We start from the raw sequence: 21,196 nt of genomic DNA on the forward strand, positions 1-21,196 counted from the left end.
CAGGCGCCGGGCCATGTGCCCGGCCAGGGAAGGGCCGCGCACGCCGCGGCCCGAAGAGAGCGGTTCAGAGGACCCGCGTGGCGAAGCGGCTGGCGCCCGGCAGTTCCAGCAGCAGTTCGCTGCCGCGCTCCAGGGGACCGACGCCCGCCGGCGTGCCGGTGGAGACCACGTCGCCCGGCTGCAGCGAGAAGTGCCCGCTGATGTACTGGATCAGCGGCACGATCGGGTTGAGCATGTCGCGGCTGTTGCCGTCCTGGCGCACCTGGCCGTCGATGCTCAGGCGGATGCCGATGTCGGCCGGGTCGGGGAACTGGTCGGCGCTGACGAAGGGCGCCAGCACGAAGGCGCCGTCGAAGGACTTGGACAGCTCCCAGGGCAGGCCCTTTTCCTTCAGCCGCGCCTGCACGTCGCGCAGGGTCAGGTCCAGCGCCGGGGCGTAGCCGGAGATGGCGTCCAGCACTTCCTCGCGGTTCGGCTGGGGCGACAGCGGCTTGCCGATCAGCACCGCGATTTCCGCCTCGAAGTGCACCGCGCCGCGCTCCTCGGGAATGGAGAAGCCGCCCTCGCTGGACACCACGCAGGAGCCCGGCTTGATGAACAGCAGCGGCTCGCTGGGGATGGGATTGTTCAGCTCCTTCGCGTGCTCGGCATAGTTGCGCCCGACGCAGACCACCTTGCCCAGCGGGAAGTGGATCGGGGTGCCGTCGCTGTAGTGGTGCTGGTAGCTCATGGTCGACTCCTGAATGGTTCATTGGATCCCCGCATTCGCGAGGATGACGGTGCCGCGAGAAGCTCAACACACCTTCGTCATTCCCGCGAACGCGGGAATCCAGCTAATCGCAGCCGCTTCGGAGCGAATTGAAGCAGCTTGCGAGCGCACAATCAGACCGGGAAGATTTTCCCCGGATTCATGATCCCGTTCGGATCGAAGACCGCCTTCAGCGCCTTCATGTAGCCGATCTCGGCTTCCGAGCGGCTGTAGCCGAGGTAGTCGCGCTTGGTCATGCCCACGCCGTGCTCGGCGGAGATCGAGCCGTTGTACTTCTGCACGGTCTCGAACACCCACTTGTTCACGGTAGCGCACCTGGCGAAGAACTCGTCCTTGGACAGGTTCTCCGGCTTGAGGATGTTCAGGTGCAGGTTGCCGTCGCCGATGTGGCCGAACCACACCACTTCGAAGTCCGGGTAGTTGGCCTCGACGATGGCGTCGATGTCCTTGAGGAAGGCCGGGACCTTGCCGACGGTGACCGAGATGTCGTTCTTGTACGGCGTCCAGTGCGAGATGGTCTCGGAGATGTACTCGCGCAGCTTCCACAGGTTCTGCAGCTGCTGCTCGCTCTGGCTCATCACGCCGTCCAGCACCCAGCCCTGCTCGACGCAGTGCTCGAAGGTGGCCAGGGCCTCGTTGGCGACTTCCTCGGTGGTGGCCTCGAACTCCAGCAGGGCGTAGAACGGGCAGTCGGTCTCGAAGGCCGGCGGCACGTCGCCGCGCGCCATCACCTTGGCCAGCGCCTTGTCGGAGAAGAATTCGAAGGCGGTGAGGTCGAGCTTGCTCTGGAAGGCATGCAGCACCGGCATGATCGAATCGAAGTCGGGGGTGCCGAGGACCATCGCGGTGAGGTTCTTCGGCGCGCGCTCCAGGCGCATGGTGGCTTCGACGACGAAGCCGAGGGTGCCTTCGGCGCCGATGAACAGCTGGCGCATGTCGTAGCCGGTGGCGTTCTTGATCAGGTCCTTGTTCAGCTCGAGCAGGTCGCCCTTGCCGGTGACCACTTTCAGGCCGGCCACCCAGTTGCGGGTCATGCCGTAGCGAATCACCTTGATCCCGCCGGCATTGGTGCCGATGTTGCCGCCAATCTGGCTGGAACCGGAGGAAGCGAAATCGACCGGATAGTACAGGCCGTTTTCTTCGGCGAAGGTTTGCAGCTGCTTGGTGACCACGCCCGGCTGGCACACCACGGTGCGGTCGAAGGCGTTGAAATCGAGAATTTTGTTCATGTAGTCGAACGACACGACCACTTCACCGTTGGCCGCCACGGCGGCGGCGGACAGCCCGGTACGGCCGCCGGACGGCACCAGGCCGATCTTCTGCTCGTTGGCCCAGCGGACGATGGCCTGCACCTGCTCGATGGTCTTCGGGAAGGCGATGGCCAGCGGCGCCGGGGCGAAATGCTTGGTCCAGTCCTTGCCGTAGGCCTCCAGGGAATCGGCGTCGGTCAGCAGCTTGCCGGGCTCTACCAGGGGCTTCAGCGATTCGATCAGGGCTTCGCGGGTCATTGAAGGAACTCTCATTTGGTTCATGGTCGTCCTGAGAACCGCTCAGGTCGCAACCGGGCAAGGAAAAGGGAGAACATGCTAGCATACGCACCCCACGCAGAGTGCCACCTGGCGCCGAGCTGCCAGGTGCCGGCCGGTTCCATCCGCGCTGTTCGGTTCAAGTCAATTTCCCCACGGGACAACGGGTTTACGCAGATGAGCAAGACCTCTCTCGACAAGAGCAAGATCAAATTCCTTCTCCTCGAAGGCGTTCACCAGAATGCCGTGGACACCCTGAAGGCCGCCGGCTACACCAACATCGAGTACCTCAAGACCGCACTGTCCGGTGACGAGCTGAAGGAAAAGATCGCCGACGCCCACTTCATCGGCATCCGCTCCCGCACCCAGCTGACCGAGGAAGTCTTCGACTGCGCGAAGAAACTGATCGCCGTCGGCTGCTTCTGCATCGGCACCAACCAGGTCAACCTGAACGCCGCCCGCGAACGCGGCATCGCGGTGTTCAACGCGCCCTACTCGAACACCCGCTCGGTGGCCGAACTGGTGCTGGCCGAAGCCATCCTGCTGCTGCGCGGCATCCCCGAGAAGAACGCCTCCTGCCACCGCGGCGGCTGGATCAAGTCGGCGGCCAACTCCTTCGAGATCCGCGGCAAGAAGCTCGGCATCGTCGGCTACGGCTCGATCGGCACCCAGCTGTCGGTTCTGGCCGAGGCCCTGGGCATGCAGGTCTACTTCTACGACGTGGTGACCAAGCTGCCGCTGGGCAACGCGGTACAGATCGGCAACCTGCACGAACTGCTGGGCATGTGCGACATCGTCTCGCTGCACGTACCGGAGCTGCCGTCCACCCAGTGGATGATCGGCGAGAAGGAAATCCGCGCCATGAAGAAGGGCGGCATCCTCATCAACGCCGCCCGCGGCACCGTGGTCGAGCTGGACCACCTGGCCGACGCGATCAAGGAAGAGCGCCTGATCGGCGCCGCCATCGACGTGTTCCCGGTCGAGCCGAAGTCCAACGACGAGGAATTCGAAAGCCCGCTGCGCGGCCTGGATCGCGTGATCCTGACCCCGCACATCGGCGGCTCCACCGCCGAGGCGCAGGCCAACATCGGCCTGGAAGTGGCCGAGAAGCTGGTCAAGTACAGCGACAACGGTACCTCGGTTTCGTCCGTCAACTTCCCGGAAGTGGCCCTGCCGTCGCACCCGGGCAAGCACCGCCTGCTGCACATCCACGCCAACATCCCGGGCGTGATGAGCGAAATCAACAAGGTGTTCGCCGACAACGGCATCAACATCTCCGGCCAGTACCTGCAGACCAACGAGAAGGTCGGCTACGTGGTGATCGACGTCGACGCCGAGTACTCGGACCTGGCGCTGGAGAAGCTGCAGCACGTCAACGGCACCATCCGCAGCCGCGTGCTGTTCTAAGCGCTGCTCGCTGGAAAGAACAAAGGAGGCTTCGGCCTCCTTTTTCGTTTACGCGCCGGGCGTTTGCCCTGTAGGAGCGAGCTTGCTCGCGAACAATCCGCAATGACGCGGTTCGCGAGCAAGGACTGGGCGTCCCCCTCGGTCCTACGAAAAGCTTCGGCCTTCCAGGCTCACTTGACGTTGACAGTGATCTGCTGCGACTCCACCGGCGGGTTGAACGGCACGTGGTTCTTGTCGGCCACCAGCAGCTGCAGGGTGTGCTTGCCCGGCGGCAGGGTCAGCTCGGTCTCGGTCTGGCCCTTGCCGAAGTGGCGGATGTGGTCGTTCGCCGGCAGCGGCTTGTCCATCGCCGGCTGCTCCTGCACATCGACCAGCAGGTGATGGTGACCGGTGGCCGGCGCATCGGTGCCCGCCGGCGCCACGCCCATGCCCTTGAGGCCGAAGCTGACGGTGAAGGTCTTGCCGACGGTCGCGCCATCGGCCGGCTCGATGAAGTACACCTTCGCACCTTCGGGGGCCGGGGTGCGCGGCGGGGCATCGGCCGCCAGGGCGGCGGAAGAGGCGCCCAGCAGTGCGGCGAGACCAAGGCAAGGCAACAAGGCTTTCATGTATTTCTCCTTATGCTGAAACGACGGAGGGATCCCCCTCCGGAAGAACAGTCAGCATAGAGGTCTTCGGCGCGAGGCTCAAAGTCGGGCCTTTACCGCATCTTTCAGCCGCCGGCCTCCAGACCGGCCAGGCACACCGCCGCCGCATCCAGTTCTTCCTCGCTGAACACCAGCACGCCCATGCGCTTCAGCGCCGCCGCGGTCACGCCCTCGCCGGCCACCCGCCGCCCGCTGAAACTGCCGTCGTAGTTCTCGCGATTGCCGCACGACGGGCTGCGCGCCTTCAGCACGGCCATGCGGATCTCGTAGCGGCGCACCAGTTCGGCGGCCTGTTCGGCGCCCTGGATGAACGCCCAGGTGACATCCTCGCCGTCCACCGTGGTCACCCTGACCGAGCCTTCCAGCACCTCGCCGCCCTGGCCGCCGGCGATCTCCGCCGGCGGTCGTGGCGTCGGCAGCCCACCGGCGACTTCCGGACACAGGGGCACCACCCGCCCCTGGGCCTGCCAGCGGATGAGGATATCGAAGGGACCGTGGGCACCGCCGTCGTAGCGCACCTGATGCCCCAGCAGACAGCGACTGACGAGGACTTTCTGCATGGCTGCAAACTCCGTTGCCGAGCGATCCAGACTAGACCGTCGACTTCGCGCAGGGAAATCCCTTGCTGCCGGACGGCACTCAGAAGGGTCCGTTGCCGCGGCGGCGGAACCAGCCGGTCAGCGACAGCCGCTCGCGCGTCGCCGGCAGCACCGCGTGGGGCAGGTCGGCGGAAAGGAACACCACCAGCGTGCCGGCCAGCGGCAGTACGTCGCGCTCCTCGCCGCCGGGCAGATACATGCGCAGCGCGCCGCCCTGCTCCGCCTGCCAGTCCGCGTTGAGGTAGAACACCGCCGACACGCTGCGCCGGTCATCGTCGCGGAAGCGGTCGAGGTGCTTCTGGTAGAAGGCGCCCGGCGGATAGAGGGCGAAGTGGCCTTCGAAATCCTCCAGGCCCAGGTACAGACCGCGATTCAGTTCCAGGCGCAGCGCGTCCAGGACGGCCAGGTAGCGGTCGCAGCTGGGCGACTGGCCTGGCTCCAGCCACTGGATGCGGTCGCCGCGAATGCCCTCGCGCACTTCCAGGCCCTCGCCGCGACCGATGCCGGCCGCGCTCAGCCGGCCGGCGAGGTCGCGCTCGCGACATTCCCCGGCGAGGGCAGCGGTCAGCTCGGCGGGCAGGAAGGCGTCCTGCCGCGACCAGCCCCGTTCGGCCACGTCGTCGACGATGCGCTGCAGGAGGGAAGGATCAGGGAGGAAAGACATGCGCCATTGTAACGTCCGGCGCATGCGTCTCGACAAGCGAGGCACGGCTTGCCGACAATAGCCGGCGGCGACGTCCCCGCCGCCCCGAGGAGCTCCAATTGCGTGTACTGCTAGCCTTCACCCTGCTCATGCTGGGCATGCCGGCCCTGGCCGACGACTACCAGCGCCTGTACCAGGCCGCCGGCTGGCCGGAACAGCGCGCGCACTTCAACGATGCGCTGCACGCCGCGCAGAAGCGCTACCAGGCCAACCTGCCGCCGGCGCTGTACCAGACCCTGGTGGACAACAGCAACCGCCGCTTCGCCCCGGCCGAGGTCGACCAGCGCGCCCTTGGCAGCCTGCGCCAGAACCTGGCCGACAGTTCCGCCGCCCTGGCGTTCTTCGAATCGCCGCTGGGACGCAAGGTGACTGCCGCGGAAACCTTCGCCACCCGCAGCGACCAGCTCGCCCAGCACGCCAACGGCCTGCCCCGCCAGCCGGCCAGCGAGCAGCGCCGCCAGCTGGTTCGCCGCCTGGGCGAGGTGCTTCCGGCCCGCGAGGCCGGCGCCGAGGTCAGCCTGGCGCTCGCCGCGGTCGCCGCCGACAGCCTCAGCCAGATGCTGCCCGGCCTGCTCGGCCAGCCCCAGCAGATGCTCGAAGGACAACGGCAGAAGCTCATGGGGCAGATCGGCGCCGACCTGGACAATACCCTGCTCTACGTCTATCGCGAGCTGTCCGACGGCGAGCTGGCGCAGTTCGCCGACTTCGCCGAATCGCCGGCGGGCCGGGACTACTACCGGGCGGCGCTGAGCGCCCTGCGCGCCGGGCTGGCGGTGGATGCCGGCGGCCAGTGAGCCGCCGGAAGCGTCCTACGCGGCCACGCGACCATTCCGAGGAACTTTTCTCATAGACTTCTCCCGCTGAAGCAAGGGGGTGGCGCCTGAAGGAAATAGGCGCAGGGATCAAGGGAAACGCCCCCGACTTCAGCTCCCCCCGCCTACTCCCCCGCCCTAGCCCAGTCTCTCGCTGAGAAAATCGAAGTAGCGCGTGCGCAGCGTTTCGCTCTCGTTCGCCAGATGATGCTTCGCGCCGCTGAGCAGCAGGCAGTCGATCCGCTCGAACTTGTCTTCCAGCACCTTCAGGTTGTAGCGCCAGTCCACCGTCTCGTCCTCGTCGCCCTGCACCACCAGCACGCTCTGCGGCGTCGGCGCCGCCGCTTCGATACGCGGAATCCAGCGCGCCAGCGCGCCGACCCAGGCCGTCGGCAGGATGCGCGGCTGCAGCGGATCGCGCTCGCGCAGGAAGTCGAGGAACTCGGCGTCGTTGGAATTGGCGGTGAACTTGCGCGGGATCGAGCCGACGAAGGGCCGCAGCACCTGGTAGCTGAACTTCGACCAGCCCCAGGCGCGCGGGCGCACCAGCGGCGCGAGGAGGATGGTCTGGCCGAGGTCGGGGCGCGGCGCCCCGGTCAGCAGGTAGTCGAGCAGGATGGCGCCGCCGGTGCTCTGCCCGCACAGGTGCCAGGGCTGCGGCAGGCCGAGGGTCTCGGCCTGGTCCAGCAGCCCGTTCAGCACCGCCTGGTATTCGGCGAAGTCGCCGATGCTGGCGACCGTGCCGTCGGACAGCCCGTGCCCCGGCAGGTCGCAGGCCAGCACGGCGAAGCCCATCTGCAATGCCCAGTCGACCACATGCCGGTACAGCCCCATGTGGTCGTAGTAGCCGTGCAGCAGCAGCAGGCTGCCCCTGGCCAGCGGCGGCCGCCAGTACTGCGCTGCGATCCGGTAGCCGCCCGCCTGGAAACTGCCCAGGCGGCTTTCCGCGCCTGGGTAGTGACGCGACAGGTCGAGCCCGTAGAAACGCTGGTAGCGGCAGATGTCGCCATCCAGCTCGGCTGCGGCCAGTGGTCGCAGACGCTGACGCAGCAGGGAGGGCTCGAAGACTTCTGGCATCGGGGTTTCCGCTTTCGGGATGGTTCGGGGGAGCGCTCGCGCGCACCTTCAGGATATTCAGCCGCAGGGCGCATCGTGGCAAGCTTGGCGGCTATCTTACCGGTATTCGCCATGACCTCCCGCCGCAAAACCCTGCTCATCTGCCTGCTCGCGATCGTCTGCGCCGCCAGCCTGGCGACCGCCTGGTGGTGGTTCCAGTCGCGCTACATCCGCCCCTTCAGCGAGCAGCCCACGCTGTTCTCCGGCGACATCCTGCAGCTACCCCGCGAACTGGCGGGCCCGGGGCCGGTCCGCCTGGTGCACTTCTGGGACCCCGGCTGCCCGTGCAACGTCGGCAACCAGCAGCACCTCGCCGAACTGATCGGCCGCTTCGCCCCGCAGGGCGTGGAGTTCTTCGCCGTGCAGAAGCCCGGCAGCCACGGCAGGCTGCCGGAAACCCTCGCCGCGCTGAAGCCGCTCGACGCGCTGCCGGGCATGCAGCAGCTGCCGGCCAGCCCGGCGGTGGCGATCTGGGATGCGCAGGGCCGGCTCGCCTACTTCGGCCCCTACAGCGAAGGCGCCACCTGCACCTCGGCGAACAGCTTCATCGAGCCGATCCTCGAGGCGCTGGTGGCCGGGCGCAAGGTCGAGGCCACCCACACCCTGGCGGTGGGCTGCTACTGCGCCTGGGCGCGCCCGGCGGACTGAGCCACGCTGGCTACACTTGTTGCGGCCGGTCCACGACGGACCTTTTCCGCACCAAGGAGTACGTCATGCAACTACGCCCCGCTTTGGCCTTCTGCGCCCTGCTCGGCCTGCCGCTGGCAGCGTCCGCCGCCGACCCGCAGCCGAGCACCTCGCAGGTGATGAGCGAGCACAAGCAGGAAATCCAGAACACCCTGGCCGACATCGACTACAAGCGCCGGCGCATCGTCGAGGCCAACATGGGCCTGGCCGCCGGCGAATCCGAAGCCTTCTGGCGGATCTACAACAGCTACCGCACCGAGGTGGAAAAGCTCAACAAGGGCACCCTGGCGATCATCCTCGACTACGCCCGCGCCTATAACGCCCACCAGGGCGACATCACCGACGACCAGGCGAAGAAGCTGCAGGAACGCGTGCTGGACCTGCAGGAAGACAAGCAGGAACTGAAGGAGAAGTACGTCGAGCGGATGGCCAAGGAAGTCTCGCCGAAACGCTCGCTGCGCTTCCTGCAGATCGAGGACCAGCTCGACGCCGTTGCGCTGATCGAAACCAGCCGCGAGATCCCGCTGGTCGAGTGACCCGCCCGCCGGTGGGGACATGAACGCCCCGCAGGCAAAGAACCCCGCCGGATGGCGGGGTTCTTCGCTTGCAGGGGAACTGCAGGAGATGCCGTAGCTCCTTGGCGCGTTATTTCCCGCAAGGGACCGGGGTGTTGTATTCCGCGCCATCTCCCGCGGTGGAGCGCAGGACGTTCATGGGCTGCAGCCGATCCGGTGCGGGGAGAAGGACCGGCAGAGCGCCAGCGAACAAAGGAAATACTAGTCGGCGATCGGCAGGATGATGACGTCAAAAAGCCATAGAAATTTCCGATAAGTCCCGCGCCCGGAGGCACGAACAAAAACGGGCCACCCGAAGGTGGCCCGTACATCGACAGAACCGGATCAGCCGGCCGACAAGACGGCGTCAGGCGGTGGCTGTCGAACCCTTCTGCCAGTCGGTGGCGGTCGCCTCCATGGCTTCCTGCACGGCGCGCTTGCGACGTTCCTCGGCCTGGCGGGTGAAGTACCAGGCGAAGAAGGTGAACATCGACACGGTCAGCAGGATCAGGCTGGCGACGGCGTTGATCTCCGGCTTCACGCCGAGGCGCACGGCGGAGAACACTTCCATCGGCAGGGTGGTGGAGCCCGGGCCGGAGACGAAGCTGGCCAGCACCAGGTCGTCCAGCGACAGGGCGAAGGACATCATGCCGCCCGCCGCCAGCGACGGCGCGATCATCGGGATGGTGATCAGCAGGAACACCTTCCACGGCTTGGCACCCAGGTCCATCGCGGCCTCCTCGATGGACAGGTCCAGCTCGCGCAGGCGCGCCGACACCACTACCGCCACGTAGGACGAGCAGAAGCTGGTGTGGGCGATCCAGATGGTCACGATGCCGCGCTCCTGCGGCCAGCCGATCATCTGCGCCATCGCCACGAACAGCAGCAGCAGCGACAGACCAGTGATCACCTCGGGCATCACCAGCGGCGCGGTGACCATGCCGCCGAACAGCGTGCGGCCACGGAAGCGCGGGATGCGGGTGAGCACGAAGGCGGCCAGGGTACCGAGGATCACCGAGGAGACCGCGGTGTACACGGCGATCTCCAGGGAGCGGAACACCGAGCCGATCAGCTGGTTGTTGTCCAGCAGGCCGACGTACCACTTCAGCGACCAGCCGCCCCAGACGGTGACCAGCTTGGAGGCGTTGAAGGAGTAGATGACCATGATGAACATGGGCACGTAGATGAACAGCAGGCCAACAATGAGCATGATGTTCGGGAAGGACCAGCGCTTGCTCATACCTTGCCCTCCAGTTCCTTCGCCTGGTTCTTGTTGAACAGGATGATGGGCACGATGAGGATCGCCAGCATGACCACGGCGAGCGCGGACGCCACCGGCCAGTCACGGTTGTTGAAGAACTCCTGCCACAGCACCTTGCCGATCATCAGCGTCTCGGGGCCGCCGAGCAGTTCCGGGATGACGAACTCGCCCACCGCCGGAATGAACACCAGCATGCAGCCGGCGATGATGCCGTTCTTCGACAGCGGCACGGTGATCTTCCAGAAGCTGGTCAGGTTGCTCGCGCCGAGGTCGGACGCGGCTTCCAGCAGGCTCATGTCGTGCTTCACCAGGTTGGCGTAGAGCGGCAGGATCATGAACGGCAGGTACGAATAGACGATACCGATGTACACCGCCAGGTTGGTGTTGAGGATGGTCAGCGGCTCGCTGATGACGCCGATGGTCATCAGGAAGCTGTTGAGCAGGCCGTTGTTGGACAGGATGCCCATCCATGCGTACACGCGGATCAGAATCGCCGTCCAGGTCGGCATCATGATCAGCAGCAGCAGCACGGTCTGCATTTCCTTGCTGGCACGGGCGATGGAGTAGGCCATCGGATAGCCGATCAACAGGCACATCAGGGTGCTGATGAACGCCATCTTCAGCGAGCCGAGATAGGCGTCGACGTACAGCGCATCGCCGGTCAGCATCACGTAGTTGCCGAAGTTCAGCACCAGTTGCAGGGTCTGGTCGGCGTACTGGAACACCTCGGTGTACGGCGGAATGGCGACATCCGCCTCGGCCAGGCTGATCTTCAGCACGATGATGAAGGGCAGCAGGAAGAACAGGAACAACCAGAAGAACGGCACGCCGATCACGGCATGCCGCCCCCTGGGCAGGCGTTTCATGACGGAGGAGAGCTTCATGATTGCAGTACCACTCCCGCGTCGTCGTACCAGCTGATGTACACCGGCTGGTCCCAGGTCGGGCGCTTGACGTGGCGCTCGGCGTTGGCCATGAAGGCCTGCACGACCATCCCCGAGCCCAGCTTGATGTAGTACACCGAGTGGCCGCCGAGATAGGCGATGTCATACACGGTGCCCTGGGCCCAGTTGAACTCGGGATGCTCGAGGTCTTCGGGCTTGCCGGTGGTGATCTGGACCTTCTCCGGACGCAGCGCGTAGGTAATGCGCTTGTCTTCGGCGCGGGTGCTGATGCCGTGGCCGATGTAGATCGGGTTTTCCAGGGTAGGGCAGGCGATGACCGCGTGGTCCTCGACGTCCTTGACCAGTTGGCCGTCGAACAGGTTGACGTTGCCGATGAACTCGCAGACCAGGCGGCTGGCCGGGGTCTCGTAGATGTCCATCGGGCTGCCGATCTGCTCGATGCAGCCGAGATGCATGATGGCGATGCGCTGGGCCATGGTCATGGCCTCTTCCTGGTCGTGGGTCACCATCACGCAGGTCACGCCCACGCGCTCGATGATCTCCACCAGTTCCAGTTGCATCTGCGAACGCAGCTTCTTGTCCAGCGCACCCATCGGCTCATCGAGCAACAGCAGCTTCGGGCTTTTCGCCAGAGAGCGCGCCAGGGCCACGCGCTGGCGCTGACCACCGGACAACTGGTGCGGCTTGCGCTTGGCGTACTGGCTCATCTGCACCAGCTTGAGCATTTCGGCGACGCGGGCGTCGATCTCGTCCCTTGGCAGGCCGTCCTGCTTGAGGCCGAAGGCGATGTTCTGCGCGACACTCATGTGCGGGAACAGCGCGTAGGACTGGAACATCATGTTGATCGGGCGCTCGTAGGGCGGCAGATCGGTGATGTCCTGGCCATCCAGGTAGATGCGGCCCTCGGTGGGGCGTTCGAAACCGGCCAGCATGCGCAACAGGGTCGACTTTCCCGAGCCCGATCCACCGAGCAGGGCGAAGATCTCGCCCTTCTTGATGTTCAGGGAAACGGTGTCCACCGCGAGCGTCTCATCGAACTGCTTGCTGACCCGGTCGATTTTTACCAACACCTCTTTGGGTTGCTGGTCGCCCGCGAGGGCTTTCTTGTAGGCACCGGAGGCTATTGCCATTACCACAACTCCCAACTCATTGAAGCCCGGCCCCTGCGGCCGGGCACGCTTGGATATCTGAAGCGGATTACTTTCCGGACTTGATCTTGGTCCAGGAACGGGTCATCAGGCGCAGGATCTTCGGTGGCAGTTCGTGCGACACGAAGAGCTTGTCGAGCACCTCCTGAGGCGGGTAGACCTCGGGATTGTTGCGCACTTCTTCATCCATGAATTCGCCAGCCTTGGAGTTCGGGTTGGCGTAACCGACGTAATCGCTGACCTTGGCGATCACTTCGGGCTTGAGCAGGTAATTGATGAAGGCATGGGCTTCCTTGGGATTCTCCGCATCCTTCGGGATGGCGAGGATGTCGAACCAGAGGTTGGAGCCTTCCTTCGGGATCGCATAGGCGATCTTCACGCCCTTGCCGGCCTCTTCGGCACGGGTGGCCGCCTGGAGAATGTCGCCGGAGAAGCCGGCGGCGACGCAGATGTTGCCGTTCGCCAGGTCGGATATGTACTTGGACGAGTGGAAATAGGTGACGTACGGGCGCACCGCCAGCAGCTTCTCTTCCACCTTCTTGTAGTCGTCCGGGTTGCTGCTGTTCGGGTCCAGGCCCAGGTACTGCAGCACCGCCGGCATCATCTCGTCGCCGGAATCGAGGAAGCTGACGCCGCACTGGCTGAGCTTCTTCATGTTCTCCGGCTCGAACAGCACGCTCCAGGAGTCGATGCTGTCGACGCCGAGCACGGCCTTGACCTTCTCGACGTTGTAGCCGATGCCGTTGGTGCCCCACAGGTAGGGCACGCCGTACTGGTTGCCCGGGTCGTTGGCCTCGAGCTGCTTCATCAGGTGCGCATCGAGGTTCGACCAGTTGGGCAGCTGGCTGCGGTCCAGTTTCTGGAACGCGCCGGCCTTGATCTGGCGGCCGAGGAAGTGGTTGGACGGCACCACCACGTCGTAGCCGGTGCGCCCCGCCAGCAGCTTGCCTTCGAGGGTCTCGTTGGAATCGAAGACGTCATACACCGGCTTGATGCCGGTTTCCTTCTGGAAATCGTCCAGCGTGGTCTCGCCGATGTAGTCGGACCAGTTGTAGATGTGCACCGTGCCGGCAGCCTGCGCAGTTGCAGCCAGACCGAACGCGACGGTCGCGGAGATCAGGGTTTTGCTGAAGGAAATGCGCACACGTCAGTCCTCTCGTTGTTTTAATTCTTTCTCTCGGTTACGTATCGATGCAGCCTGTTGAACCAATCCGTGGATAGCGCCGCAGCCATCTGAACCTGGTGCGCAACGAGAGCGTCACGACCTGTGCAGCCTTATCCCGTACAGGGCGCCGGGCAGGCGGCGCACGACGCCCCGCCTGCCTGACGCATGCGCTGCCGCCCGGGAAGGCGGCAGCGGCCAGCCCGTCACTTGCCGGATTTGATCTTGGTCCAGCTGCGGGTCATGGTGCGCTGGGTCTTCGCCGGCAGGTCCGGGAAGGCGTACAGCTTCTTCATCACCTCTTCGGTCGGGTAGATGCCCGGGTCGGTGCGGATCGCCTCGTCGACCATCGGCGTGGCAGCGAGGTTGCCGTTCGGGAACTGCACGACGTTGGTGATCTCGGCCATGACCTCGGGCTGCATCAGGAAGTCGATCCACTTGTAGGCGGCTTCCGGGTTTTCCGCGTCTTTCGGGATCGCGACCATGTCGAAGAAGGTGCCTGCGCCTTCCTTCGGAATGTTGTACTTCACGGTCACGTTGTTCTTCGCTTCCTCGGCACGGGACTTGGCCTGGTAGACGTCGCCTGAATAGCCGATGGCGACGCAGATGTTGCCGTTGGCGATGTCCGAGATGTACTTGGAGGAGTGGAAGTAGCTGACGTACGGGCGGATCTTCAGGAACAGCTCTTCCGCTTCCTTGAGTTCCTTCGGATCGTTGCTGTCCGGCTTGTAGCCCAGGTAGTGCAGGGCCGCCGGGAGCATTTCGGTCGGCGAGTCGAGGAAGCTCACGCCGCACTGCTTCAGCTTCTCGATGTTTTCCGGCTTGAACACCAGGTCCCAGGAATCCACCGGGGCGTTGTCGCCGAAGGCGGCCTTGACCTTGTCCGGGTTGTAGCCGATGCCGATGGTGCCCCACATGTAGGGAATCGCGTACTTGTTGCCCGGGTCGCTGATTTCCAGGGTCTTCATCAGGTCCGGGTTGAGGTTCTTCCAGTTCGGCAGCTTGGAGCGATCCAGCGGCTGGTAGACGCCGGCCTTGATCTGCTTGGCGAGGAAGGAGTTGGACGGAACCACGATGTCGTAGCCGGACTTGCCGGCCAGCAGCTTGGCTTCCAGCACTTCGTTGCTGTCATAGACGTCGTAGACGACCTTGATGCCGGTCTGCTTGGTGAACTTGTCCACGGTATCCGGCGCGATGTAGTCGGACCAGTTGTAGACGTGCACCACCTTGTCGTCAGCCTGCGCCATGCCGGCCACAGTGCCCGCCAGAGTCACGGCGAGCAGGGTCTTGCCAAAGGTTTTCAACATGCGGGTAGCTCCATTTGTTTTTCTGTTGTTTCCGGGTGGCGCCGCCGTCCGACGTCACCCCCCGGTGAGCCTGGCCAACGCACAGGCGCAGTCTGGCAAGGTCCCGTCAGGGACTCAAGACAGAACAGCGGCGGCGGTTTGATCGAGGCACTTGCGCGCCAGAGTGATCAGATCGTCGATCTGTGCCTTCTCGATCACCAGCGGCGGCGAAATGATCATGGTGTCGCCAACCGCACGCATGATCAGTCCGTTACGGAAGCAGTGCTCGCGGCACAGCATCCCGATACCGCCCTCGAAGCGCTCGCGGGTCTTCTTGTTCTTGACCAGCTCCAGCGCGGCCACCAGGCCGACGCCGCGCGCCTCGCCAACCAGCGGGTGATCGGCCAGCTCCTGCCAGCGCTGCTGCAAATAGGGTGCCGTTTCGTTCTTCACCTTCTCGACGATCTTCTCTTCGCGCAGGATGCGGATGTTCTCCAGCGCCACCGCCGCCGCCACCGGGTGCCCGGAGTAGGTGAAGCCGTGGTAGAACTCGCCGCCTTCGTTGAGGGTCTCGACGATCTCGTCGCGGACGATCACCCCACCCATGGGGATGTACCCCGAAGTCAGGCCCTTGGCGATCGGCATCAGGTCCGGGGCGTTGCCGTAGTACTGGCTGCCGAACCACTCGCCGGTACGGCCGAAGCCGCAGATGACTTCGTCGGCGATGAACAGGATGTCGTATCTGGCGAGGATCTCGCGGATCTTCGGCCAGTAGCTTTCCGGCGGAACGATCACGCCGCCCGCGCCCTGGATCGGCTCGGCGATGAAGGCCGCGACCTTGTCCTCGCCGACTTCGAGAATCTTCTTCTCCAGCTGCTCGGCCGCCCATACGCCGAACTCTTCCGGGTCCATGTCGCCGCCCTCGCCGAACCAGTACGGCTGGGCGATGTGTTCGATGCCCGGGATCGGCAGGTCGCCCTGCTCGTGCAGCGCCTTCATGCCGCCGAGGCTGACGCCGGCGACGGTGGAGCCGTGGTAGCCGTTCCAGCGGCCGATCACCACCTTCTTCTGCGGCTGGCCCTTGATCGCCCAGTAGTGGCGGACCATGCGCAGCACGGTGTCGTTGGACTCCGAGCCGGAACCGGTGAAGAACACGTGGTTCATGCCTTCCGGCGCGATGTCGGCGATCGCCTTGGCCAGTTCCAGTGCCGGCGGGTGGGCGGTCTGGAAGAACAGGTTGTAGTAGGGCAGCTCCTGCATCTGCTTGTAGGCGGCTTCAGCCAGCTCCTTGCGGCCGTAGCCGACGTTGACGCACCAGAGACCGGCCATGCCGTCGAGGATCTTGTTGCCCTCGCTGTCCCACAGGTACACGCCTTCGGCCTTGGTGATGATCCGCGCGCCCTTGGCATTCAGTTGCTTGTAGTCGGTGAACGGTGCCAGGTGGTGTTCACGGCTGAGCGCCTGCCAATGCTGGGTCTGGGCGCTGATCTCTTTAGTCATTTTCCAACCTCTCTCTATTACGACGGGAAGCCGGCCGTCCGGGCCGGCCCCGCAACGATCAAACGGACAGCAGGAGGAACTCGCGTTCCCAGGAACTGATCACCCGCTTGTAGTTCTCGTGCTCGGCACGCTTCACCGCGACGTAGCCGCGGATGAACTTGGCGCCCAGGTACTGCTCCAGCGCCGAGCTGTTTTCCATGCGTTCCAGCGCCGCCTCGATGGTCAGCGGCAGGCGCAGGTTACGCCGCTCGTAGCCGCGCCCCTTGACCTGGGCGCTGGGCTCGATGCCCTCGACCATGCCGATGTAGCCGCACAGCAGGCTGGCGGCCAGGGCCAGGTAGGGGTTGGCGTCGGCGCCGGCCAGGCGGTTCTCCACCCGGCGGTTCTGCGGATCGGAATCCGGCACGCGCAGGCCGACGGTGCGGTTCTCCTCGCCCCACTCGACGTTCACCGGCGCGGAGGTATCCGGCAGGAAGCGGCGGAACGAGTTGACGTTGGGCGCGAACAGCGGCAGCGCTTCCGGGATGAACTTCTGCAGGCCGCCGACGTGGTGCAGGAACAGCTCGCTCATGCTGCCGTCGGCATTGGAGAAGATGTTCTCGCCGGTCTTGAGGTCGACGATGCTCTGGTGCAGGTGCATGGCGCTGCCCGGCTCGCCGGTCATCGGCTTGGCCATGAAGGTGGCGGCCACGTTGTGCTTGAGCGCGGCCTCGCGCATGGTGCGCTTGAACACCAGGATCTGGTCGGCCAGGTCGAGGGCGTCGCCGTGACGGAAGTTGATCTCCATCTGCGCGGTACCTTCCTCGTGGATCAGCGTGTCCAGGTCCAGGCCCTGGGACTCGCACCAGTCGTACATGTCCTCGAACAGCGGGTCGAATTCGTTCGCCGCGTCGATGGAGAAGGACTGGCGGCCGGTTTCCTGGCGCCCGGAGCGGCCGACCGGAGCCTGCAGCGGGTAGTCGGGGTCGTCGCTGCGCTTGGTCAGGTAGAACTCCATCTCCGGCGCCACGATCGGCTTCCAGCCCTTGTCGGCGTACAGCTTGAGCACGCGCTTGAGGACGTTGCGCGGCGACAGCTCGATGGGGTTGCCGAGCTTGTCGAAGGAGTCGTGGATGACCATCGCGGTGGGCTCGATGGCCCAGGGGACGAGGAACACGGCATTCTCGTCCGGGCGGCAGACCATATCGATGTCGGCCGGGTCCAGCAGGTCGTAATAGATGTCGTCCTCGACGTAGTCGCCGGTCACGGTCTGCAGCAGGACGCTTTCCGGCAGACGCATGCCCTTCTCGTTGAGGAACTTGTTGGTCGGCGAAATCTTGCCGCGCGCGATCCCGGTCAGGTCCGAAATCAGGCATTCGACTTCAGTGATCTTGCGTTCCTTCAGCCAGCTGGTCAGCTGGTCTAGCTTGGTAGTCATAAAGACCTCAGGGTTTGAGAGCCCGGCCCCAACCGCCGGACTCAACGTTGCCCCGCCCTCTTGCTGCAGGCCTTGCCGAAAGCCTGGAAGATAGCGAGATAGTTGGGGTTCGTTGCGACCTGCCACTCCGGGTGCCACTGCACGCCGAGAGCGAAGGCCCTGGCACCTTCGACCGAGAAGGATTCGACCAACCCGTCGGGCGCCAGCGCTTCGACTCGAAGGCCCGGCGCCAGACGTTCAACGCCCTGGCCATGGATGGAATTGACCTGAATCTCCTCCGGCAAGCCGATGCCGGCGAGAATCCCGCCCGGTTGCACATGCACCGCATGGCTGGGGGCGTACTGCACCTCGACCGGCTGGTCGGCCGGCTCGCGGTGGTCCATGAAAGTTCCGGTTTCGTGCACCTTCTGGTGCAGGGTGCCGCCGAAAGCCACATTCATTTCCTGGAACCCACGGCAGATGCCGAGCACCGGAATACCGGCGGCAACCGCAGCGCGTATAAGAGGAAGTGTAGTGCTGTCTCGCGCGGGGTCACGTTCGCTGCCGGCTTCGCTCGCCGGGCCACTATAATGAAGAGGCTCGATGTTCGACGGAGAGCCGGTGAACAGCAAACCGTCGACCGTATCGAGCAGGGTTTGCTGGTCGAGAAGTTCGCCCAGTGAAGGAATGATCAGCGGAAAACCACCCGCTCCGGTGACCACTGCTCGCAGGTACTTGTCGCCGGAAATGTGGAAGGGATGGAGACCGATCTGCTTGGTGCAGGCGCTGACGCCGATCAACGGCAGGCGAGGCATGGGACACCCGTATTTGTATGTGTTATGGGTTGCGATGGAGCTTAGCTTTGTTCAATTTTTTACACAATAGCTATGTAAAAAATCAAACACGACCCACTGAACACCCTCCCATCCAGGCAGATCGGAGTCACTGAAATGGCCTGAAATGCCCCAAAAACGGCCACCTCGCACCAGACGGAGGCGCCGGGGGCCGCTATTGACAATGGCAGGCCTTTCGGATTGACTCACACCCTAGCCCCCGCGTGATTGAAATTTTTAACAAAAAAGGTGTTACATCATGTCGGTACCCCCGAGTGCCGTTCCGGTCTCCGAAGCGACCGAGTTCCTGAAGGAACACCCCGAGGTCCAGTTCGTCGACCTTCTTATTGCAGACATGAATGGTGTGGTGCGCGGCAAGCGCATAGAGCGCACCAACCTGCCCAAGGTATTCGAGAAAGGCATCAACCTCCCCGCCTCTCTGTTCGCCCTCGACATCACCGGTTCCACCGTCGAGAGCACCGGCCTGGGCCTGGACATCGGCGATGCCGATCGCGTCTGCTACCCCATCGCCGACACCCTGGCCATGGAACCCTGGCAGAAGCGCCCGACCGCGCAACTGCTGATGACCATGCACGAAATGGAAGGCCGGCCGTTCTTCGCCGACCCGCGTGAAGTGCTGCGCCAGGTGATCCAGAAGTTCACCGACATGGGCCTGACCATAGTCGCGGCCTTCGAGCTGGAGTTCTATCTGATCGACCAGGAGAACGTGAACGGCCGTCCGCAGCCGCCGCGTTCGCCGATTTCCGGCAAGCGCCCGCAATCGGTGCAGGTGTATTCCATCGACGACCTCGACGAATACGCCGACTGCCTGCAGGACATCATCGACGGCGCCCGCGCCCAGGGCATTCCGGCCGACGCCATCGTCAAGGAAAGCGCCCCGGCGCAGTTCGAAGTCAACCTGCACCACGTCGACGACGCGCTGAAGGCCTGCGACTACGCGGTGCTGCTCAAGCGCCTGATCAAGAACGTCGCCTACGACCACGAGATGGACTCGACCTTCATGGCCAAGCCCTATCCGGGTCAGGCCGGCAACGGTCTGCACGTCCACGTCTCGCTGCTGGACAAGGACGGCCGGAACATCTTCACCAGCGAGGATCCCGAGCAGAACGCCGCGTTGCGCCACGCGATCGGCGGTGTGCTCGAGACCCTGCCGGCGTCGATGGCGTTCCTCTGCCCGAACGTCAACTCGTACCGCCGTTTCGGCTCGGCCTTCTTCGTGCCGAACGCACCGAGCTGGGGCCTGGACAACCGCACCGTGTCCCTGCGCGTACCCACCGGCGCGCCGGAAGCGGTGCGCATCGAGCATCGCGTCGCCGGTGCCGACGCCAACCCCTACCTGCTGCTGTCGGCGGTGCTCGCCGGCATTCATCACGGCCTGACCAACCAGGTCGAGCCGGGCGCGCCGATCGAAGGCAACGCCTACGAGCAGCTGGAGCAGAGCCTGCCGAACAACCTGCGCGACGCCCTGCGCGAGTTGGACGACAGCGATGTGATGAACAAGTACATCAGCCCCGAGTACATCGACATCTTCGTCGCGTGCAAGGAGCACGAGATGCAGGAGTTCGAGTATTCGATCTCCGACCTCGAGTACAACTGGTACCTGCACACCGTCTGACCCGCGCCTCCCGTGCCGGCCCCGCGCCGGCGCTCCCGGGGCGAATCCGGATCGATCCCAGCGCGGACGATCGGGGTTCGCCCCGTTTCGTATCCGCCTGCGGATGCCACCAGAGCAAGACCCGCAACACCTCGCTTCATGCTGTGCCTTGTCATATGGAGAATGCCAATGCCACGCCTGTCCGCCTTGCTGTTCCTTGCGCTCTGCCCACTGCTCGGCCACGCCGAGGACCTGATCCGCGTCTACAACTGGAACGACTACATCGAACCCACGGTGCTGGAGGACTTCCGCAAGGACACCGGCATCCGCGTCGAATACCACACCTACAGCACCGCCGAAGAGCTCGACAAGGCCCTGCGCAGCGGCGAGCGCATCGACGTCGCCGTTCCCTCGCACAACGACCTGCCGGGGCTGATCAGGGACGGGCTGCTGCAGCCGCTGGACTTCGCCCGCCTGCCCAACCGCCGCCACCTGGACCCGCAACTGCTCGCCAAGCTGGCCGCGGCCGACCCCGGCAACCGCCATGCCGTGCCCTACCTGTGGGGCGCCGTGGGCCTGGCGATCAACCAGCCGCAGGCCGAGCGGGCCTTCGGCGGGCCGCTGCCGGACAGCTGGAGCCTGCTGTTCGACCCGCAGCAGAGCCAGCGCCTGAAGAGCTGCGGCATCAGCCTGCTGGATGCGCCCGAGGAGACCTTCTCGGTGCTGATGAACTATCAGGGACGCAACTTCGCCCGCAGCGCGCCCTCGCAGTTGCGCCGCGCCGGGGAAAGCCTTCGCGAGCTGCGCCCCAACCTGCGCTACATCGACAGCGAGCGCTACATCCAGGACCTCGACGGCGGCCACCTGTGCGTCGCCATGGCCTGGGTCGGCGACGCCCTGCGCGCCGCCAGTGCCGGCCAGCCGGTGCGCTTCGTGGTGCCGGAGGAAGGCTCGGTGCTGTTCATCGACAACCTGGTGCTGCCGGCCAGCGCCGCGCGCCCGGACCTGGCCCTGCGCCTGATCGACTACCTGATGCAGCCGCAGGTCGCCGCGCGGATCACCCAGGCGACGCTCTATCCCAGCGGCAACGCCGACGCCGCCGAATTCCTCGATCCGGCGCTGCGCAGCCAGCCGGGCCTCTACCCGGACCAGGCCACCAAGCGCCGCCTGTTCGCCCTGGAAACCCTGCCGGAGAAGAGCGCGCCGGTGCTGCAGGAAGTCTGGAACCAGCTGCGCGGCGACGGCAGCTGAATCCGTCGACTTGCCGGGA

General features: G+C 64.9%; 20 protein-coding genes. 6 read left to right on the forward strand and 14 right to left on the reverse strand.

The genetic code is table 11. The features are described from left to right. Nucleotides 1-64: 64 nt before the first annotated feature. The gene (locus tag BLR75_RS17895) at nt 65-730 is read right to left on the reverse strand and encodes a fumarylacetoacetate hydrolase family protein (protein ID WP_084311628.1); all 666 of its coding nucleotides are present in this window, start codon (nt 728-730) and stop codon (nt 65-67) included. Nucleotides 731-882: 152 nt separating this feature from the next. Next, entirely contained in the window at nt 883-2,277 is a 1,395-nt protein-coding gene (locus BLR75_RS17900; RefSeq protein ID WP_084311627.1) for an FAD-binding oxidoreductase, read from the reverse strand. 195 nt (nt 2,278-2,472) lie between these two features. On the opposite strand from BLR75_RS17900, the gene serA reads away from it, so the two are divergent. Next, nucleotides 2,473-3,702 (forward strand): phosphoglycerate dehydrogenase, encoded by a 1,230-nt coding sequence (gene serA, locus BLR75_RS17905; RefSeq protein WP_084311626.1) that lies wholly within the window; start codon nt 2,473-2,475, stop codon nt 3,700-3,702. 170 nt (nt 3,703-3,872) lie between these two features. Here the strand turns inward: serA and BLR75_RS17910 are convergent, their stop codons facing one another. The 3 genes from BLR75_RS17910 to BLR75_RS17920 all read right to left on the reverse strand — a co-directional run bounded on the left by BLR75_RS17910 (nt 3,873) and on the right by BLR75_RS17920 (nt 5,612). Continuing rightward, the gene (locus BLR75_RS17910; protein WP_084311625.1) at nt 3,873-4,310 is read right to left on the reverse strand and encodes a DUF4399 domain-containing protein; all 438 of its coding nucleotides are present in this window, start codon (nt 4,308-4,310) and stop codon (nt 3,873-3,875) included. Nucleotides 4,311-4,414: 104 nt separating this feature from the next. Beyond that, nucleotides 4,415-4,909 carry a 2-thiouracil desulfurase family protein gene (locus BLR75_RS17915; RefSeq protein WP_084311624.1) on the reverse strand — a complete coding sequence of 165 codons (495 nt, stop codon included), beginning with the start codon at nt 4,907-4,909 and terminating at the stop codon, nt 4,415-4,417. A 79-nt stretch (nt 4,910-4,988) separates the two neighbouring features. Beyond that, complete coding sequence (locus BLR75_RS17920) at nt 4,989-5,612, reverse strand: 2OG-Fe(II) oxygenase (RefSeq protein WP_084311623.1); 624 nt, start codon at nt 5,610-5,612, stop codon at nt 4,989-4,991. A 98-nt stretch (nt 5,613-5,710) separates the two neighbouring features. On the opposite strand from BLR75_RS17920, the gene BLR75_RS17925 reads away from it, so the two are divergent. Further along, nucleotides 5,711-6,445 (forward strand): hypothetical protein, encoded by a 735-nt coding sequence (locus BLR75_RS17925; RefSeq protein WP_084311622.1) that lies wholly within the window; start codon nt 5,711-5,713, stop codon nt 6,443-6,445. Between the two features lie 156 nt (nt 6,446-6,601). On the opposite strand, the gene bipL is transcribed toward BLR75_RS17925, so the two are convergent. Then, a complete protein-coding gene (gene bipL / locus BLR75_RS17930) occupies nt 6,602-7,540 on the reverse strand; it encodes a phospholipase BipL (protein ID WP_084311621.1) in 939 nt (312 codons plus the stop codon). Between the two features lie 111 nt (nt 7,541-7,651). Here bipL and BLR75_RS17935 point away from each other — a divergent pair, with 111 nt between their 5' ends. After that, nucleotides 7,652-8,227 (forward strand): DUF6436 domain-containing protein, encoded by a 576-nt coding sequence (locus BLR75_RS17935; RefSeq protein WP_084311620.1) that lies wholly within the window; start codon nt 7,652-7,654, stop codon nt 8,225-8,227. Between the two features lie 65 nt (nt 8,228-8,292). After that, nucleotides 8,293-8,802: a transcriptional regulator gene (locus BLR75_RS17940; RefSeq protein WP_084311619.1), complete on the forward strand. Its 510-nt coding sequence runs from the start codon at nt 8,293-8,295 to the stop codon at nt 8,800-8,802. Between the two features lie 385 nt (nt 8,803-9,187). Here the strand turns inward: BLR75_RS17940 and BLR75_RS17945 are convergent, their stop codons facing one another. From BLR75_RS17945 to BLR75_RS17980, 8 genes are all read right to left on the reverse strand, one after another. Continuing rightward, on the reverse strand, nt 9,188-10,060 hold the full coding sequence (locus BLR75_RS17945) for an ABC transporter permease subunit (RefSeq protein WP_084311618.1): 873 nt from the start codon (nt 10,058-10,060) through the stop codon (nt 9,188-9,190). Further along, nucleotides 10,057-10,938 (reverse strand): ABC transporter permease subunit, encoded by an 882-nt coding sequence (locus tag BLR75_RS17950; RefSeq protein ID WP_090416118.1) that lies wholly within the window; start codon nt 10,936-10,938, stop codon nt 10,057-10,059. The genes BLR75_RS17945 and BLR75_RS17950 overlap by 4 nt, the downstream gene beginning before the upstream one ends. Nucleotides 10,939-10,961: 23 nt before the next feature. Continuing rightward, nucleotides 10,962-12,116 carry an ABC transporter ATP-binding protein gene (locus BLR75_RS17955; protein WP_084311616.1) on the reverse strand — a complete coding sequence of 385 codons (1,155 nt, stop codon included), beginning with the start codon at nt 12,114-12,116 and terminating at the stop codon, nt 10,962-10,964. A 67-nt stretch (nt 12,117-12,183) separates the two neighbouring features. Next, complete coding sequence (locus tag BLR75_RS17960) at nt 12,184-13,278, reverse strand: polyamine ABC transporter substrate-binding protein (protein ID WP_084311615.1); 1,095 nt, start codon at nt 13,276-13,278, stop codon at nt 12,184-12,186. A 224-nt stretch (nt 13,279-13,502) separates the two neighbouring features. Then, nucleotides 13,503-14,603 carry a polyamine ABC transporter substrate-binding protein gene (locus BLR75_RS17965; RefSeq protein WP_084311614.1) on the reverse strand — a complete coding sequence of 367 codons (1,101 nt, stop codon included), beginning with the start codon at nt 14,601-14,603 and terminating at the stop codon, nt 13,503-13,505. 114 nt (nt 14,604-14,717) lie between these two features. Continuing rightward, entirely contained in the window at nt 14,718-16,082 is a 1,365-nt protein-coding gene (locus tag BLR75_RS17970) for an aspartate aminotransferase family protein (protein ID WP_084311613.1), read from the reverse strand. A gap of 58 nt (nt 16,083-16,140) precedes the next feature. After that, nucleotides 16,141-17,499, reverse strand: a complete 1,359-nt coding sequence (locus BLR75_RS17975; protein ID WP_084311612.1) for a glutamine synthetase family protein — start codon at nt 17,497-17,499, stop codon at nt 16,141-16,143. 41 nt (nt 17,500-17,540) lie between these two features. Next, nucleotides 17,541-18,293: a gamma-glutamyl-gamma-aminobutyrate hydrolase family protein gene (locus BLR75_RS17980; protein WP_084311611.1), complete on the reverse strand. Its 753-nt coding sequence runs from the start codon at nt 18,291-18,293 to the stop codon at nt 17,541-17,543. A gap of 277 nt (nt 18,294-18,570) precedes the next feature. Here BLR75_RS17980 and BLR75_RS17985 point away from each other — a divergent pair, with 277 nt between their 5' ends. Continuing rightward, complete coding sequence (locus BLR75_RS17985; protein ID WP_084311610.1) at nt 18,571-19,947, forward strand: glutamine synthetase family protein; 1,377 nt, start codon at nt 18,571-18,573, stop codon at nt 19,945-19,947. Nucleotides 19,948-20,115: 168 nt separating this feature from the next. Beyond that, entirely contained in the window at nt 20,116-21,177 is a 1,062-nt protein-coding gene (locus tag BLR75_RS17990; RefSeq protein ID WP_084311609.1) for a polyamine ABC transporter substrate-binding protein, read from the forward strand. Nucleotides 21,178-21,196: the final 19 nt, after the last annotated feature.

Source organism: Pseudomonas jinjuensis (assembly GCF_900103845.1).
Classification (GTDB): domain Bacteria; phylum Pseudomonadota; class Gammaproteobacteria; order Pseudomonadales; family Pseudomonadaceae; genus Pseudomonas; species Pseudomonas jinjuensis.

Excerpts from the sequence above, each read along its gene's own strand:
- BLR75_RS17895 (WP_084311628.1), bottom strand. The coding sequence starts at position 730 with ATGAGCTACCAGCACCACTACAGCGACGGCACCCCGATCCACTTCCCG.
- BLR75_RS17900 (WP_084311627.1), bottom strand. The coding sequence starts at position 2,277 with ATGACCCGCGAAGCCCTGATCGAATCGCTGAAGCCCCTGGTAGAGCCC.
- serA (WP_084311626.1), top strand. The coding sequence starts at position 2,473 with ATGAGCAAGACCTCTCTCGACAAGAGCAAGATCAAATTCCTTCTCCTC.
- BLR75_RS17910 (WP_084311625.1), bottom strand. The coding sequence starts at position 4,310 with ATGAAAGCCTTGTTGCCTTGCCTTGGTCTCGCCGCACTGCTGGGCGCC.
- BLR75_RS17915 (WP_084311624.1), bottom strand. The coding sequence starts at position 4,909 with ATGCAGAAAGTCCTCGTCAGTCGCTGTCTGCTGGGGCATCAGGTGCGC.
- BLR75_RS17920 (WP_084311623.1), bottom strand. The coding sequence starts at position 5,612 with ATGTCTTTCCTCCCTGATCCTTCCCTCCTGCAGCGCATCGTCGACGAC.
- bipL (WP_084311621.1), bottom strand. The coding sequence starts at position 7,540 with ATGCCAGAAGTCTTCGAGCCCTCCCTGCTGCGTCAGCGTCTGCGACCA.
- BLR75_RS17935 (WP_084311620.1), top strand. The coding sequence starts at position 7,652 with ATGACCTCCCGCCGCAAAACCCTGCTCATCTGCCTGCTCGCGATCGTC.
- BLR75_RS17940 (WP_084311619.1), top strand. The coding sequence starts at position 8,293 with ATGCAACTACGCCCCGCTTTGGCCTTCTGCGCCCTGCTCGGCCTGCCG.
- BLR75_RS17945 (WP_084311618.1), bottom strand. The coding sequence starts at position 10,060 with ATGAGCAAGCGCTGGTCCTTCCCGAACATCATGCTCATTGTTGGCCTG.
- BLR75_RS17955 (WP_084311616.1), bottom strand. The coding sequence starts at position 12,116 with ATGGCAATAGCCTCCGGTGCCTACAAGAAAGCCCTCGCGGGCGACCAG.
- BLR75_RS17965 (WP_084311614.1), bottom strand. The coding sequence starts at position 14,603 with ATGTTGAAAACCTTTGGCAAGACCCTGCTCGCCGTGACTCTGGCGGGC.
- BLR75_RS17970 (WP_084311613.1), bottom strand. The coding sequence starts at position 16,082 with ATGACTAAAGAGATCAGCGCCCAGACCCAGCATTGGCAGGCGCTCAGC.
- BLR75_RS17975 (WP_084311612.1), bottom strand. The coding sequence starts at position 17,499 with ATGACTACCAAGCTAGACCAGCTGACCAGCTGGCTGAAGGAACGCAAG.
- BLR75_RS17980 (WP_084311611.1), bottom strand. The coding sequence starts at position 18,293 with ATGCCTCGCCTGCCGTTGATCGGCGTCAGCGCCTGCACCAAGCAGATC.
- BLR75_RS17985 (WP_084311610.1), top strand. The coding sequence starts at position 18,571 with ATGTCGGTACCCCCGAGTGCCGTTCCGGTCTCCGAAGCGACCGAGTTC.
- BLR75_RS17990 (WP_084311609.1), top strand. The coding sequence starts at position 20,116 with ATGCCACGCCTGTCCGCCTTGCTGTTCCTTGCGCTCTGCCCACTGCTC.